8 protein-coding genes are annotated in these 17340 nt (G+C 55.1%); all 8 read right to left on the bottom strand.

Translation table 11 applies throughout. The features are described from left to right. Positions 1–22: 22 nt before the first annotated feature. The 8 genes from V6607_RS04015 to V6607_RS03980 all read right to left on the bottom strand — a co-directional run bounded on the left by V6607_RS04015 (position 23) and on the right by V6607_RS03980 (position 17226). Positions 23–538 (bottom strand): hypothetical protein, encoded by a 516-nt coding sequence (locus V6607_RS04015; RefSeq protein ID WP_083294002.1) that lies wholly within the window; start codon positions 536–538, stop codon positions 23–25. Between the two features lie 236 nt (positions 539–774). Further along, positions 775–2571 (bottom strand): P-loop NTPase fold protein, encoded by a 1797-nt coding sequence (locus tag V6607_RS04010; RefSeq protein ID WP_338743217.1) that lies wholly within the window; start codon positions 2569–2571, stop codon positions 775–777. Positions 2572–2967: 396 nt separating this feature from the next. Then, positions 2968–4158 carry a GIY-YIG nuclease family protein gene (locus V6607_RS04005; protein WP_070413326.1) on the bottom strand — a complete coding sequence of 397 codons (1191 nt, stop codon included), beginning with the start codon at positions 4156–4158 and terminating at the stop codon, positions 2968–2970. Next, positions 4151–6268, bottom strand: a complete 2118-nt coding sequence (locus tag V6607_RS04000) for a DEAD/DEAH box helicase (RefSeq protein ID WP_070413325.1) — start codon at positions 6266–6268, stop codon at positions 4151–4153. The genes V6607_RS04005 and V6607_RS04000 overlap by 8 nt, the downstream gene beginning before the upstream one ends. Then, positions 6265–7326, bottom strand: a complete 1062-nt coding sequence (locus V6607_RS03995) for a PDDEXK nuclease domain-containing protein (RefSeq protein ID WP_070413324.1) — start codon at positions 7324–7326, stop codon at positions 6265–6267. Before V6607_RS03995 ends, V6607_RS04000 begins: the two co-directional genes overlap by 4 nt. After that, positions 7323–10091, bottom strand: coding sequence for a DNA methyltransferase (locus V6607_RS03990; protein WP_106116479.1), 2769 nt, complete (start codon positions 10089–10091; stop codon positions 7323–7325). The genes V6607_RS03995 and V6607_RS03990 overlap by 4 nt, the downstream gene beginning before the upstream one ends. A gap of 379 nt (positions 10092–10470) precedes the next feature. Continuing rightward, complete coding sequence (locus V6607_RS03985) at positions 10471–11763, bottom strand: HNH endonuclease (protein ID WP_083294000.1); 1293 nt, start codon at positions 11761–11763, stop codon at positions 10471–10473. A 330-nt stretch (positions 11764–12093) separates the two neighbouring features. Further along, the gene (locus V6607_RS03980) at positions 12094–17226 is read right to left on the bottom strand and encodes a RecQ family ATP-dependent DNA helicase (RefSeq protein ID WP_070413321.1); all 5133 of its coding nucleotides are present in this window, start codon (positions 17224–17226) and stop codon (positions 12094–12096) included. Positions 17227–17340 lie beyond the last annotated feature (114 nt).

Below are 17340 nucleotides of genomic sequence, written 5' to 3'. Positions count from 1 at the left end.
TCGTGATGGAAAATGAGGTCTGTCACTCTTGGTATGCCTCCCATTCACTCCACACTTCGCGGATGGCGGCCATCTGAATCTTTTCAATTTGTTTGCTGGAGAGCGCTTTCAGACTGCCTCCCAACAAGGGACGCATGTGCTTGTCGGTCACCGATTCAACGAGAGAGTACAGTTCCTTCTCGGCCTGCTCGACTTGGCCAGGTGATTCAGCTTTTGCGAACGCATCGTTCGAATCGAGCACTACTTGTCCAAACACGCATTTGGTGACGTACACCAGCATCATCTGTACAAGCATCTCGTCAGTGATGCTCGCGAAATCAAACTCTTGGTAACCCTCTAGGCATTCAGAAAGCGCCTCGTTCATCGCAACCCGAACGCGATCAGAATCGCCGTCCTCGGTGGCAAGCGCCTGCACGATCATGTCGATAGCAATGTCCGTGTCCTGGCCGTTCAACGCAGCGAGATCCAGCCCCAGAGGGGAATGCCCTTCCCTCAATGTGGCCATCGCACCAAATAAGGCTCCACCGGCTCCGGCCATGGAGCCAAACCGGGCAGGTCCAATGCCACTGCCACCGGTTGCACCGCCTGCATAGCTGCTTATCGCAGAGCGAAGGTAATCGCCGTCTCCTGTCGAGACGAATCTCCCCAGATTTGTGCGGAAGTCTTTAAATCGCTGCGGAGGAGCCTCGGGTACCTGCTGCCCATCGGTGTCCACCCACCCAGGCACAAATGGAGAATTACCCCCAGGCCCTTTGCTTGACGTAGAGGTTCCCATTACTTCTTCTCCCGCTCCTTGTACCAGCTCGCGCCCTTAAGCTTGCTGCTGAGCCAAGGCCGAATTTTGTCCGGCATTACGGTGTGAATGAAGTCCGATAGCAGCGCACCGGCTTCGGGTGACTTCTCGGCAAGCAACTGCGCACCGTCAAAGCCGACTGGCTTGCTTGTCCACTCAGAATGCGACCGCATCGATTCAATTAACTGGGTCATGACGGCCGCGTGCTCACCACCGGATATGGTTTGTAGAGCAGCTTTTGCAGAAGGTGACGAGGTGTTGGACGTCCGTTTGAGCACAGCAAGCGCTTCAGCCGCATCAGCAGAAAGACCTGCGCGCAATACCCGTAAGGGAGTGGTTTCCCTGCTCAGATAAACGACCGGACGAAGGTCTACAGTCGAAAGCTGCGGTTCGAGCCTGATCCAATCTCGCACGAGGTCTACTTTGGTCCATAAATCCGGACAAGCCTCCGTAAATTTCACGGGGTCTTCCAGTAGTCCCTCCAGTTCGGCCAACACTTCAGGTTTGCCGCCGGCAGCACTATTTATCATCGAGTAAAGATGGGCGACCGCTTTCTCCTCCATGCAACGCTCAAAAAGAGCTACCTTGGCGATTAGGGCCTCGTTTACAGGCATTTCACGCAGTGCTGCTACCCGTACCCTCATTCGAACGACGTTGAGCATACGCTTCACGATTCTGGGGTTACCCAACACGGAGCTGGAGCTTGCGAGCATTGGCGCAATTCGATCAGCAATCGGAAAAGCTTCGGCAACTTCCACAGGCACATTAGAGCCCAGCAACTCTAAGGTCCTCTCTGTGCTGATGGGTTCGTCTCTCCATGCCTTGCGCAAGTTATCTTCAAGCCCGACTCTCAAGGCCTCGATGTGCTCGCCAGGGACCTTGTTACCGGCCGAGGCAAACAGCATGAATAGGTACGCCCGAACCTCCTGAACGCCCAACCTTGGCACACGAACAGGCACTTGAATAAGTTTATCCAAGTAATCAGTCACATGACGATCACCAGGATCTTTGAAATGCTCACTGACCGAATGGCGAACCATCTCCTCATCTGCCGCCACGACAAAAGCCGTATGGTTCATGAAGAGGAATAGACGCAGAGCCTCCAAGGTATGGATCGTCTGCTTGGGCAAGCAGCGATCTAAGTTGTCGACAAAAACGACCAACGTTTTGTCGAGACCGATGAGGACATTTGAAAACTCCTTTCGGAACGCCTCGATCTGTTGGGGGGGAGTTTGCTGCTTTTCTGGGCCAAGCAGCCCGGTAAAGCTGTCCTTCGCCTTACCACCTTCATCTTTGAGAGTTCCTAACGAGTCATGATCCGCTTCACCGGAAAAGAGCTTCCCCAGAGCCTCCACCCCTTTCGCACCAAAACCGAAAGCTGGCATACCCAAAGCAAGCGCTCCGCCTTCGACCATAAGACCAAGCATTCGCATTTTGTTTGCCCGCGCAAAAAGCTTCTTCGCTTCAGGAAGAAAGCTGGTTTCTTCGGCAGCGTCGATAAGAGTGGAGGCGATGATCTCCATCAGCGCGGCGCGGGAGTCATCGAAGCCCTGATACAACCAGGCGTCAAAACGAACGACGACGAATTCAGACGCTCCCCGAGGAGGGTTCAGTCCATGCTCGATCAGATTGAGCAGCGTGGACTTCCCAGTACCCCAGGAACCGAACACGCCTATGGTAACCGGACGCATGGACGGATCACGGATGACGTCCACAACCAGATCCGCCACTTCTGAGTAATTCAGAAAATCGCTTTTTGTATCGACATCAGCCCACATCTGAGCCTCCTTGCTTGCGGAGCATCCCTTGCTTACGAGCTGGACTTACTGCCACAGACACGCAGCATCGCTTTCATAACCGCCATCATTCGTTAAAAAGCGATTCAATGCCACTATTTCGACATCTAGTGAATAACACCCCTTCCTATAAGTCCGTCGGGCCGTATAGTCGTAGGCAAAAGCTCAGGAAAGAGAAAACGTAAAGCAGAACGAGCGGCGGCATGAAAGCCGGGATCTGTAGATATCGTGCATACCATACTGACATCGGCAGTAGCGCCACTTGCAGTAAGCAGAACAATTTAGCGGACGCCCAGAGGAGTTTCGGGATCAGACTAGATCGATGCCGCGTGCAAGCGCGCGACATCGATCTAGTCATCGTTTACCTCATCAGTGTCTTTAGCTGACCAGGCGAGCCGAGTGGGGATCGTAGACCATTTCGGTAATTGACCCATCTCGGATGCGCTCAACCGCTTCATCAATCACATGCAGCGGCACCAGGAACCACTCCCTAGGTCTGACTGGATGGCCGAAGCGGTCTTCGATGGTCAAGTCCAGCTGCGCTGCGCCGAACAGGCGGTGGAAGATGTTTTCCAGCCGGGTGCGGTTCAGGTTGTGAAGCTTGTAAGTTGCGACCACTTCCACATCGGCCAGCAGGTAGGTGGCATCTTTCGCCGCCGCCGCGATACGCGTTTCCACTCGGCCACCGGTTACGCCGATCTTGTGGATCAGCTCGCGGTGCTCGGCTACGTAGGGATGGTTGGACCGGCTGCGTAACACATAAATGGTGCCAGTCTCGATGTCGTCCGGCTCGGTTATGTCGCTGAACAGTGGGCCAGAGTCTACCTTGATGATCCGAGACCCTGCACGCCCGTCACCGTCTTTGTAGAGCGCCCGCTGCAAGGATCGTAGTAGCAGATCGCTTTCTGTCTCATTGGAGTAGATGACCCGCAAACGACCATTCGTCTCCGCATTCGGCGTCTTGTAGGTGTCTCCCACCTCGGCGACATAGGCAATGAGTCCGCTCAGAATGAAGAAGTCCCCGACCTCGATGCTGGCGTTCTTGCCAAAGGGCTTGGTTACCCATAGTTTTTGCTTGAGGCCTGCTTCCACCTCGTCAAACAGTGGCTTAAATCTCTCGAAGTCTTTACATGGGTTCCGGGCGGCAATTTCTTCTGCCGCTTTTATTGCCGCACTGGAACGCACATGCCGCAGCACGGTGATATCGTCCTGGTCGATGGACTCACTGCCGATGCCCAGCTCGGCGAGCAAGGCGTCCTCATCCAGGTCATTCACATTTACCGTGGCTACCACAGAACCTGACAGTAGGCCGTGACTATCTAAGCCTGCCAGTAGGGCTTGTGCTTCCGGTAACTTGCGAAGCTGATCCAATCGCACGGCGTACAAGCGCTCGAAAATGTCGCGGTCTTCGCCATGTAGTGGGGCGCGGCCATGGGTCTGATAGAAGCGCCGAATGTCCTCAAAGCCAGCGAAGATGCGTTCTTCGCGAGGGGTTCGAGTGGCTGTATTTAGCGAGGGTACTTCTACCCCTAGCGCATCCAGTAGGTCGTCATCGTTCATCTTAGCCATTAGTGGATTCTCCCTGTGCCGCTTTGGCTTGGGCACGGTAACGTGCGAACGCAACCACGCCTTCAGCCATTCGTTTCTCCCAGACATCGGCGGAGTTGATGTCTGGCAGCCGGCCACGCTCGTTTTTGAACTGCAGGGCGCGCATTGCTAAGTCTCGTGCTTCGCTTTCAGGAATGCTCACCTTCTTGGCTGCAATGCTGGCCTGCACCTGGCGCAGGGATTTTTCATCCATCGCCTTAGCCAGCACCGCATAGGCGGCTTCAAAAGGGTTGATGCGGTCGATCAGATCAATATCTAGCTCGCGCACGTTGACGAATTTGCGCACGCCTTCCAGCAGAGACGTACTGCCTTGTAAGGCGCCACTCTCGCTGGCATCGGTCTGAGCCAACATCAATTTGGCCTGTTGGGTAATGTTCATGGCTGCGATGGCATGCTGACGGATTGCTTCCTGGTCGACGTCGCTCAAGTCGGGGTAACGCTCGCGCACGATCTTGCCCATGCGCAGTTGGGTCAGCTCTTCGGGTAGGGTGTTTTCCTTGTCGAATAGGCCGCGTTCCAGCACGGTTTTGTCCTGCAGGAAGCTGGTTACCACTTCGTTCAAATCTTCTTTGCAGATGCGCGAGGCTTCTGTGCTTTGCGGCGTGGTCAGACCGTTGATTTCGACATGGTACTGGCCTGTGGCTTCATTCACGCCCAGATTGGTGCCACCTGATTGATAGCCCTCGCCACCGTTGTAAATGAAACCGTCTTTCGGCCCGGTATCTTTCGGACTGAACTCATAGCGCGGGGCGAGCACCTGTTCCATCAGCAGGCTGGCGGAAATGGCCTTAAGCATATCGTTCACTGCTTCGGCTACAGCCGCTTGGTCGGCCATAGGCTCAGCGATCAGGTTGGTGAAGCGCGAGCGCTCCTTGCCCTCCGCATCACGCGTGGCGCGGCCAATGATTTGTACAATTTCGGTCAGGCTCGAACGGTAGCCGATGGTCAGCGCATGCTCGCACCAGATCCAGTCGAAGCCTTCCTTCGCCATGCCCAGTGCGATGATCACATCCACGTTGTCGCGGTTGTTCTTCTGCGCAGGGTCTTTCAGTGCACTGAGCACTTTGGAGCGCCTGGACGCGTCGCTGTCATCCACCAGGTCTGCCACTTTCAGCGTGCGACCGTCCTTGGCTTTGATGAGGTGGAAGCCGGTGGCCGGGTCGACACCCTGCCAATCGCCCAGCGCACTCATGATTTCGTTGACCTCGCGCTCCTTGTCTTTGAGGCTTTCGCGGGCATTCACATTGGGGATATGGATGATGGTTTTCAGTGCTGGGTCCAGCACCTTGGCGACGGCATCCACATACTTGCCGGTATAGAAGAAGTACCCGATGTCCAGCGACTTGAGCCAGCGGTAGCCGTTGAGCTGCTCGTAGTAGGTGTAAGTCACCGTCTCAAACTTGGCTTCTTCCGCCGGGGCCAGCACGGCCTCGCTGTCGCCACGGAAATAAGAGCCAGTCATGGCCACCAAATGCACTTTATCGCGGCCGATAAACGCACTCAGTTGGCCGCCCAACTTGTTGTCCGGGTTGGCGGAAACGTGGTGGAATTCGTCGATGGCGATTAGGCGGTTGTCGAAAGCTTCGATACCTAGCTCTTCTACGGCAAAACGGAAGGTGGCATGGGTGCAAACCAGTGTCTTGTCGGTGCTTTTCAGGAAAGCGCGTACGGCTTCCACCTTGGATTTGGCCACGCGCGGCTCATCGATGCCAGGAGCATTACATAGGTTCCACTGCGGAGCCACTTGCCAGTCCCAGTAAAAACCAAACTTGCTCAGCGGCTCATCGGCGAAGCTGCCGCCAATGGAGCGCTCCGGCACCACGACAATTACCTGTTGCAAGCCCTGGTTATGCAGCTTGTCCAGCGCGATAAACATCAGGGCGCGGGACTTACCTGATGCAGGGGGCGACTTGATCAGCAGGTACTGTTCGCCGCGCTTGGTATAGGCGCGCTCCTGCATGGTACGCATGCCCAGCTCATTGGCTTTGCTGGAAGCCCCGGTGTGCGCCGTGGTGATGGATACCGATGGCACCGTGTAAGTGTTGGTTGGGTTGTGGTTCTGTTCGGTCATTGCGAGTCGTCGTCCATGGATGCGTCATCACTTGCCAGCTCGCGCTCGATCTGTTCGATGCTGGGCAGGCTGGTTTGCAGCTCTGCCGGCAGGGATTCCACCAATTGGTATTCGGCCACGCCAATGGGGCGGGCGTTATCGCGCAAGGCATATTCGGCCACTACCTTGTTCTTACTCTTGCACAGCAGCAGGCCGATGGTGGGACCGTCCTGTGGGTGCTTGAGCTGGGCATCCACTGCGGTGAGGTAAAAACTTAACTGGCCCAGGTGCTCGGGCTTGAACTTACCGGCCTTGAGTTCGATCACCACATAGCAGCGCAGCTTGAGGTGATAGAACAGTAGGTCGATGAAGAACTCGTCACCGCCCACATCCAGCAACACTTGCTGGCCAACGAAGGCAAAACCTGCGCCCAGTTCCAGCAGGAACTCGGTGACATGCTTGACCAGAGCGTTTTCGATCTCACGCTCCTGCGCATCAAAGGTCAGGCCGAGGAAGTCGAAGCGGTAAGGATCCTTCAGCGACTCGCGGGCCAGGTCGGACTGCGGTTTGGGCAGGTGGTTCTCGAAGTTACTGACTGCCTTGCCACTGCGCTCCAGCAGACGAGTCTCGATCTGCATCACCAGAATGTTGCGCGACCAGTTGTGCTCGATGGCCTTGGCGGCATACCAGCGGCGGGTTTCGGGGCCAGGCAGTTTGTCCAGCAGCACCAGATTGTGACCCCAAGGCAATTGTGCAGCAGCCTGCTGCACAAATTCCGCATCCGGCCACGCCTCGGCAAAGGCGCGCATGTACTTGAGGTTGCGTGGCGAAAACCCTTTCATATCGGGAAAGGCTGCGCGCAAATCCTGCGCCAAGCGCTCGATTACCTTGGCACCCCAGCCCTGTTGTGCTTGCCGGGTCAAAATATCGTGACCGATCTGCCAGTAGAGCAGCACTAATTCGCGGTTAACCGCCAGTGTGGCGCGCTGCTGGGCATTATGAATACGGCCTTTGAGGCCGATCAGCCAGTCGCTGTAGCCCTCGGGTGGCATGCTCAGGCTAATAGGGGTGTCGCTCATGCCTTTCTCCCTCGTGGCTTTTTCGGCGCGGCCTTCGCTGCGTTTGCCGCCATCTTGGTATAGAGGTCAAACAGCTTTTCCAGCCGTTCGGTATCGTTCTTGAAACGACGACCAATATAGATGCGCTCCAGCACTTCATCGTTGCACTCGTGAGCTCGACGCAGGTTATCCGGCATATTATCCGGGTCGTACAGGTCGGCGATGGCGGCGGGGAAATGCGCTTCGCGGGCCAGCAGGATGGCTTCGGCGCAGGCGGTCAGGTCGGCTTTATTCTGCTCGGTGAGCAATGGCACGGGGAAAGTATTCCAACCGAGGGTGTTCGAGTACGAAAAATCGGTACGCATTCGCACGCAGACCGCACCAATCCAGGCCCAATGCAAGCGTGAGGCGATGAGGGCCATGTTCCAGAGCGGGGCGTCGTAAAGGGCGAAGCATTTATTAGAAATGATGGATTGGTTGTCTAATAAATCAACTGGCAAGTAGCTTCTGTTCTCCGAAGATACAACAGGAATGGCGAAGAAATAGTTTTCACAGCTTCGCATCTCACGAAACTGATGCGGCCTTTTAACCATGCCATTGGATACGGCATCTTTTGATGTCTGTCGCGCAGCCTTGCCTTGTTCCAGCTTCTTCTTGATATCTGCAATCTCAAGAATTTCCGCTGCCGGATCATCAGGAAACCAGAAGCAAGCACGCGGTCTGGCTTTGGTAACTTCTGATGCACCATAGAATTTTCGTATAAACGCAGCATCCAACCCTGCATTCAAATATTTATTCTTTCCTTCCGTATCAAAAATCAAATGCTCTGACATGCCGTAGTAGTTGCCCTTCAGCATCGGGGGGATGACCGAAATCGGGCGGGATGATGGCATAACCCAATAGTCATCTGCCGGCATCAGGTACGCATTGATGTTCTTAGTCGAAAGTTTTTTGTCATCATCGTAAAGGTCTGCGGACGCCGCTTGTACCCCAGCACCGATGCAGACAACGGTAACTCCAGCATCGTTTGTCGCCAGGTTGCTCCACTTGAAAGAACGAACTGCAAAGTTGAATTTCAATCCGTCGTCGAAAAGCGGCTTCCAAAAGCCTGTTACGTGTTGTCCTTGAGAAACGCTGTTCGTTGCCACAAAAGCAAATTTCGCCCGTGTTTGCTTTGCATATTCGTGAGCTTTGAAGAACCAGCCACACACATAGTCAAGTAAGCCCCATCCATCAACCTTCTTATCGAGCAAATCGCCCATGTCTTTCTTTTGCTCGGCAGTTTTTTTTGCGTTTCCTTTGTACGGCGGGTTACCACAGATATACGTTTCCCCTCCCTCATTCTCAAAATCGATCTGAGCCTGATCCAGTGGGGTTGCAAACAAATCATTGGCGTGAAGTTTCACGCCCGTGCCCGTTGGCGGGCAGATATTCAGCCAGTCCAGCCGTAGCGCATTACCGCAAACGATCCAGTTTTGCGAATCCAGCGGCAGAAACTCTTCTAGTGCATCCTTCTGGCCACGATACAGCACGTCGCACTGGTACTCGGCAATGATGAGCGCCAGGCGGGCAATTTCCGCCGGAAAATCTCGCAACTCGATGCCACGGAAATTGGTCAACGGAATATCGCTGCCTAGATGAGGTTCTCCCCGACGACGATTAATTTCCGCCTCGATTTCGCGCATTTGCTTGTAGGCAATGACCAGGAAATTTCCGGAACCGCAAGCTGGGTCGAATACGCGGATGCGCGCCATGCGTTTGCGCAGATTATGCAGCTTGGCCTTGTTATCGCCAGCCGCATCCAATTGGGCGCGCAGATCATCCAGTAGCAGTGGGTTCAACACCTTCAGGATATTGGGCACGCTGGTGTAGTGCATGCCCAATGCGCCACGCTCTTCATCATCGGCTACGGCCTGAATCATGCTGCCGAAGATGTCTGGGTTGATTTTCTTCCAGTTCAGGTTGCCGGCGTGCAGTAGATAAGTACGCGCCATGCGTGTGAAGCGCGGCACCTCGGTACTGCCGGAAAAAAGGCCGCCATTCACATAGGGGAAGCCGTTGGCCCAATTGGGCAGCCGGGGCTGAACAGTGGCACGCTCGGCCAGCTTGATGTTCATGGCTCGGAAAATTTCAGACAGCACCTGATGGGTGTTGGAGCCATCGCGTTCGCTGTACTGCTCAACCGTTTTGGTAAACAGGCCATCGCCATTAAAAATGTCGGTGTCTTCCGCAAAAAAGCAGAACACCAGCCGCGCCATAAAATGGTTCATGTCGGCGCGGCGCTCGTCCTTGGCCCAGTCAGGGTCCTCGTTCAGCAGCTCGATATATAGCTTGTTCAGGCGGCTGGTGGCGCGCACGTCGATGGGGTTGTCCTTGATCTCCTTAATAGTGGAGATACCGGCCAAGGGCAACAGGAAGCCGAAGTGGTTGGGGAGGTCCGGGTAATCGCAGGTGATGGTTTCACCCGTGATTAGCTCTTCGGCCTCAAGCGTTTGCCCGTCGGTGGCAAGGATGAACTTGGCTTTGGCTTTTGTGGTGGCAGGGCTGGCGCGCAATGCCTTGAGTGTTTCGCCTACGCTACCAGATTCGCATGCGGCGATATGGATGTTGCTGCGCAGTAGCACACCGCCGGGCACGTCGGAAGCGTTGTTGTTGCCGGCACGCAGGCGTTTTAGGGCGGTTTCCTTATTGCCAAAAGCGGCCAGGAAGACAAACGGAAATTCCACCGCGTCAAAGGGCTCAAGGGCCAGGTCCGAAATAGCGGACTCAATTTCTACTGCATTCATGATTTACCACTGCCCAGATCGCGTATGAACGAGTACGGCGAATTAAGCCGTTAATTTTGCGGATGATGACTAGGCCACTTGAGTGCTTCAACCTTCGTGCCGGCCACGGTCTGACATGATAACCCCGATAGCCTCGAACAAGGTCGTATCGCGTGTGGCGACAGCGGAGCTACTGGAGCGGCGATGGCAGCATTGCAGCTGGATCACAGGAGTGACAGAAGAAAAACTTAACTCAATTCTGGAGTTTAGTGGGGATAGCACGTTTGGGCTAAGCGCAGAGCGAGTCACGGTGATGCAGCAGTTCGTTCATGGCCAGCCATCCGGTGATTCGTTCAGGGCAGAAAATTTAGGAGGTGGTCACACATCGGGTTAGAGCGGATCAATTCCGGAATAGGTTTTCACGGTGCCATGTCAGATAGGAGCGATGGCGCGGCTCGATCTGCCGTAACCTCAATGCAGGGCTCAAATGGAGCGCCGCCGCTGTCGCTGCATCTACTTCAGGGCTCAGCAAAATGTCGCCATCGTCATCAAAGCTGATCAAGCCTTGATCAAAGGCCAAGTCGAGGTTAGGGGTCAGAAGCAGTCCATTGAACTGATCAAGTCGCTCGGCATGGTTCGCTGACCGCCAAGGCTTGATATGCGAGGCACGCAGCAATTGGGGAATGGAGCACTCGGTTACTGAGCAACCGCCCCAATAAGCCACAAGGGAATCGCGATAACGGCTTTGACCGATACGAGCTTTGATCAAAGCGTCTCGCTCTGTGTCAGTCAGAGCTACCTCACCCAGATCGATAGTCATCGCAGCCGGCGTAGCCGGCATAGCTGGCACTTCGTCAGGAAGGGACTCGTGACCAAGCAGAGATTGGACAAGAGCATTCATTGCTGCAGTGTCACGAAAGCCAAAAGCAATCCCATAGTTTATGGGCGTAGTGCCGCTATGGAGGCGCTTGGGAAAACCACGCAGGTTGCTGTTGTGGTAGTAAGGCTCCGCTGGACGCTCGACACCGGTTATCTCGGACCATTCGACAAGCTTTGAAGCATGCATGGGATGCAACACCAACGGTGCACGCGTCGATTGACCTGCCCCCCTCTTGACATAAATCGGCTCATCCAACGCTGGATGCATCAGGCGGAATACTTTGTTTCCCGGCAAGGGTGTCAAAACAAATCCCGCTTGTTCGAGACCGCTTACGATCTGTTCAACGGTTAGCGCATGCCCGTTGAACTGGCCAGGCACAGGTGAGGCCGTTGAGAACGGCTCTCCATTCGCGGATTGATCAAGCGAGTACTCGTTGGGCCATTTGACAACACGGTTCTTAATTGGATATGTCTTCAAAAAGCCTGGCGCTTGCAAACGCGCCAGCGCGGGTTTTCCGACTGCCTCCCAAGGGGTGTCAGCGCCAGCAACGAGGCGTGAGAAGCTGATGATGGGCCCGTTTTTCTGCGCAATTATCCAGGCGAGACAGGCTTCTGCGCGATCACGGGTACCGCTCTTGTTGCCCAAGCGTATCTGGCCATCTGCGATGATCCATAGGTCGAGACCTGAGTCATGCACCGCCAGTACAAACTCGGCGAAATCATCACGGACGGCCGTAGGCCAGTCTGCGGCAAGAATTGAAAAGGGTGAGCTGCGCTCGAATTTTTTGACAACATCTTGCAATGACGTACTCATTTTCGTTCCCTGAAAGGGCAATATCGAATGGCCACACCCTAAGCAATCCAGCTACAAACGTCTACAGCTTCGATACATCGTCGAGAACGCGTATCGGCATGGAATCAAGCAGCTTGAGCAGCACACAAGTCGGCTGCGGCCAGAGGTATGCATCGATGCAACTCCATGACGCCTCGCGCGGCGGCTCTATTTGCATACCCTCCAGCAGAAGTAGCTGTTCCCGGCAAGCGCCGGCAGAGAGACGATATGTAATCTCACAAGACACGTCCATAGTGTGGTCCTGTACAGGTAAAGTATTCGCACATATGTAGGCGCCGAAGCGCCAGAACATTACCTCGGCGTCCCGCTGATTCTAGGAATCACCACCTCCCACATGTCCATTTTCAGAGCAGGTCGAAACTGCAGATCAGCCTCATCGGCATACCGGGCGATTATCCCTTCCACATGACACTGGTCTATCTCTACGTTCGCTTTGAAGTTTTTCGCAGTACGACCAACGACTCGCCCTTGGGCGTCCTGAAGCAAGTACCGCTCGCCATCGCGCGTGAGCAGAAGGGGGTGGCCCGTTTGTAGTTCGGCGATCGCCCGGTGTATCTGATGCGTCGCAGTGCTTCTGCCGGCAAAGCCGATGTCTACGTCAGCCAGCGAAAGCTGAATGTAGGTGCGAGACAGTCGTGGATCGAAATCGCCGGAAAAGCTTTGTACCAAGGCACCGTGTGAAAGCTTGGGACTGAAAGGATTTCCGGACTCGAACTCTCCCAAGGTCAATGTTTGTTCCGCCCGCGTCATGCCAACGTAGTAGAGGCGGCGATCGGCATTCAAGTTTTGAGATGTGCTGCTCCAGGCGCCGTCCAGCAATCCGACATGGCGAAACTCCAGGCCTTTGGCGGAATGTACGGTGCCAAGGTACAAGCCCTGCCTTCCTTGTTTGCGAAGTGCCCGCGGGTACTCGTATAACCAGTCGATGATTGACTGTGAAGACAGCTGGCATTCGCCCATTTCCTGAACAAGGCACAGGAGGGCTGTTTCAAAGAACTCTTGCCAGTGCGGATCATCCAGGCTCGGCCGAAGCGTAGAGATGACCTCCGTCGCCGTCTGAGGCTGCTCGATCAAGCGTAAACACCCTATCCCTTTCAGGAAGCCCCGCTGGCGCGTTAAAGGGATTGAGTCCTCATTCTCGGAGGCGAGAAAATAAGGGACCTCGTTGAGTTCGCACCAGGCTTGGACCGGTTTGAGATAGGCATGAGTTCGGCCCAGTATCGCGCATCCGTTCCAGGTGCCGTTTTCCTCCAGTGAAATAAGCCGCGCCAGCTCAGCCGCCATAGCTTGAGCCTGTAGGTTGCCATTGGACCGGTCAGCAAAAGGAAGCTGGATTCGCAGCACCTTACCCGCCCGGGACGGATCTCTCGCCTCCCATTGCCCACCTGCGGGTAGCTCCCGGCGAGCCTTGTCGATGGTGATGGGATGATCTGCCTTCATCCGGCCTTCAGTTTCCCCGATCACCCGGTTCGACGAATTGATGATATTGGCGGACGAACGATAGTTATCCACCAAGTAGGTGACGCTGGCATCGTAGTTGTCGCGGAACTGCTCGATGTACTGATTGCTGGTATGGCGCCAGTCGTAAATATTCTGATCGTCATCACCAACCGCCAAAATGCATAAGCGCCCGTCCTCTTCTGCATTGCGCCCAGCCAACGCACTGACTAGTCGGTACTGCATCTCATCAATGTCCTGGTACTCGTCAACCATGATGTAACGGTAGCCACGCAGCAGTTGCTCGCATAAGTTGTCCTCACCGGTCGCCCGACCACCCTCCTCCAGCAAGTGCACCGCATCGGTGATTACCTGAGTCAACCGCTTCTCATCGACGGGCTCACCGCGCTCGAAGCGGGTGCCGGTCAATCGCATCGACATCGCGTGGTAGGTCAGTACGCTGACACCGTAAGCATCGGCTCCAACCAATGCTAACAAGCGCTTGCGGATTTCATTGGCCGCATGCCGGTTGAATGCCAAGGCAATGATGCTGCTGGCGGGTACTCGGCGCACGCGCAACAAGTAAGCAATCCGATGGACGATGACACGTGTCTTGCCAGACCCTGGACCGGCCAGAACTAATCGGTTGACGTCATCGTTGTCGGCAACGACCAATCTCTGGACGGTACTCAAGCAATGGGTGATGGCCTTCCAAGACTGCTCGCTGGTTGCGAGTTTCAGAACTTCTTCGCGCTCATTGAAATATTCTTTGATGAAGTCACGCTTGGGGTTGCCAAAGTACGCCAGTACCAGCCTGAGCGCCGGTTCCATGTCATGGATTCCGCGCTCGGCATATTCACGCATGACATGCACCTGAACACATTTTTCCCGGTAATGTTCATCGAGCTTCGCGTAATCGTCCTTGTAAAACCCCACCTTCTTTTCAGCCTTTTCGCCGTCCACTTTGATTGTCATCGCACGCCGCATGACGGTCATACCGTGGTTCAGAGTCAGGATTTCCTGCTGGTGCATATACAACAGCACGTGCTCCACCGCTCTGCGAAACTGACCTGCCGGCATCGTGGATTTCAAGACCAGATCGCCCTCAAGCGTGGCGACCAGCTTGCCAAAGGTGGTATCGACCATCAGGTCGCGGGCTCGGGCACCCGGTGGAAGTTGGGAGATGAGGTAATTAAGCAGCAGCGTTGCAATGGTGCGGCGTTTCTCACCAAACGCACTGATACGCTTCCAACTATGACGGCCGGTAAAGCGCAGCTTCAAATGATCACGATTGATCGGGCGAATTTCGAAGGTGCTGCGCTGTTGGCTTTCACCGTCGCGATCCTGGGCCAGACTCTTGAGCAGCCTGAGTACCTGAATGGGATTCACATCGTCGCGCTCCAACCTGGCCTTCAATGCGGTGTTGAGCTGGGAAAGGTTGATGTCTTGCCATTCACCATTTTCTGCATCTGGCGAGAGTTCAGGCAGCAACTCGAACAATGCCTTTTCAAGTTCCAGCGATTGCATGAGCCGCTGATTGGATGAGCCGACGATGCCATGCCGGACAAACACCGTCAGCTGAGAATCATTGATCAGGATTCCCATCTGCTCCATCTGCTTCAAGGCCCCGGCAACCTCCTCCAGCGACTGGCCGGTAAGCGTCATGAGTTCATCGGTGTTGATGCGTTGGTCGGCCTTGGCCTGAAAAAGGTAGTTGAGGATTGCCTTGAATTCGGCAAACCTGCGTTGGGGGAGTTTCGCCTCCACGAGACGCGCCTGCGATTCTTCAAGGGTGAGCGCAGCGCGGGCGGGAAAGATACGCGTCTGGTTTTCTTCACGGCGCAGAAAATCACTACGTTCCAGCCAAGCGATGGCCGTCACCACCTTGGTTTCGGCATCACGATCTTCTGCCGCGAATGTCGTTTCGACAGTTGCATCCAGCAGAATCTCGCCGGCCGTAATAACCAACTCTCGTCCTTTGCGCTTTGAAGTTTCCCCGCGCAGCTTTTTCAGAATTTGCTGGATATCACGAAGACTGAGCTTGGAGCGCTCGCTTATCCCAAACTGCGCTTCAATATCCTGTGGATCGTAGAGCAGCACGCAGCGGGCGCTTTCCTGATCTCGACCGGCGCGGCCAGCCTCCTGCAGGTAGTTTTCAAGTGAGCCGGGGATATCCGCGTGGATGACCAGGCGGACATCCTTCTTGTCGACCCCCATGCCGAAGGCGTTGGTGGCAACGATGACTCGAAGCACCCCTTTGATGAAATCGTTCTGAATGTCGGTCTTCTCGCCAGGCGGGAGCCCTGCGTGGAAATACTTGCAAGCCCAACCCTTCCCAACCAGAAACTCCGAAAGCTCCTCCGCACCTTTACGGCTGGAGACAAAGACCACGGCCCCTCCCTCTTGGGTGACCAGATTGTCTTCCAGCAACTGCTGTGTACGCTGGCGTTTTTCCGACTTCTGACACGGGACAACTTCAAAGCGCAGGTTGACGCGTTCGTGCGAGCCAATGAACTCCTTGAAAGTAATGCCAAGGGTGTCTTGGAAATGCGCGCGGATGTCCGCCAGTACGTCCGGCTTGGCTGTCGCAGTGAAGCATCCAATCGGAGCGAGCGGTTGGTCTCTGTGGTATTCACTAATGAAGCGCGAGGCATACAAGTAGTCAGGGCGAAAATCATTACCCCACTTTGACAGGCAGTGGGCCTCGTCGAAGATCCAGGCGCCAACCTGTCGCTGCCTGAGGGCCCGGCGAAAAGTGTTGTTGCGAAACTGCTCAGGCGAGACGAGCAGCACGCCGATGTCACCCATCTGGATTTTTTCCAGGACATCGGCTCGCTCAGGGAGAGTCAGCAGACCGCTCAGGGCGGCAGCACATTGGACGTTGGATGCGATCAGCCCATCTACTTGATCTTTCATCAGCGATTGGAGCGGCGAGACAATGATCGTCAGGCTGCCATTTCGGTGATAGCGGTTCAGGGCCGGCAGTTGATAGCCGATTGACTTACCGCCCCCTGTGGCCAATACGGCAAGGACGTTTTCACCGCGCATACCAGCAAGCGCCACATCATGCTGGCGAGACCGACCATCGCTATCACGACGGAATTCGTCGTGACCGAAGTAGCGTTTCAACTCCTGGACCGGGTCATGCTCGGAGCTGCAGTACTCGCACTCCTTTTTCCCACAGGGGGTATCGCGCAACTCTCCAATGATTCGGCCGACCTCGGGAAACTGATGCCTCACCCAAGGTGCGAGCACCGAGTTACCGCCAGAGACGCGAAGCCAGGCGAGCGCATAGGCATGTGGCCAGCGCAACTCATCCCGCTCCAGATCATTTTCCAACAAGCTGAAGAGCCGGGTCTGGCAAACTTTGTATTGCCGTTTGAACGCCGGATCAGTCTCGACCAGAAGCTGCGTGATTGCCGCGCGCAGCTCTTCGAGAGGAAGCGCAGGGGTCTGTGTAATCGCCTGGAATATAGACTCAAGGTCACTACCTTTTGCAGCGATCAATGTTTGGTAGCACATTAGCTCCCGTACATTCATCAACTTCAGATCGGCAAACGCGGCCTGCTGGTCCTGGAAAAGCGTAAGCGTTGAGCGGCAGTCTCCGAGCGGGGAATTCAAACTTTCGCGGATGAGTTTGTAATCTTTGATCAGCCGGTGATACGGATTTTTTGGAAAAGCCAGCGGCGACAAGCGCAGGGTATCGACTACAGCTAGGTCATGCAGCGCCAGTTGAGGTGCCTGGGACTTGAGCAATGGCAGGTCGTGGTCGATCAGGTTGTGCCCAAGTACACAGTCTGCCCCCTGCCCCAGTGCATCCAACTGAGCAAGCGCCGCCATTGGATCTTTGGAAATCTTGAGCTCTAACTCTTGGCCTGTAGTGGGCCGCAACGCCCCGACCATTATTATTTTGGCCGGCTTTGACTCAGTCGGAGGTACCACCTCCAAATCGAAAATCAAAGCGTTCGGAATTGCTGATTCACTCATACATCCAGAGTCCTTTCTGACCGCGAGGCATGGCCAAATTTTAGCGTTACATCACGATACATGATCGGATGCTGATGCAGGACAGAAAGGCATGAACTGCGCAGGCCGAGTAGA

Source organism: Pseudomonas sp. KK18, assembly GCF_037094675.1.
GTDB lineage: Bacteria > Pseudomonadota > Gammaproteobacteria > Pseudomonadales > Pseudomonadaceae > Aquipseudomonas.
Note: the sequence above shows the minus strand (reverse complement) of the source record. Positions and strands in the feature narration are given on the sequence as shown.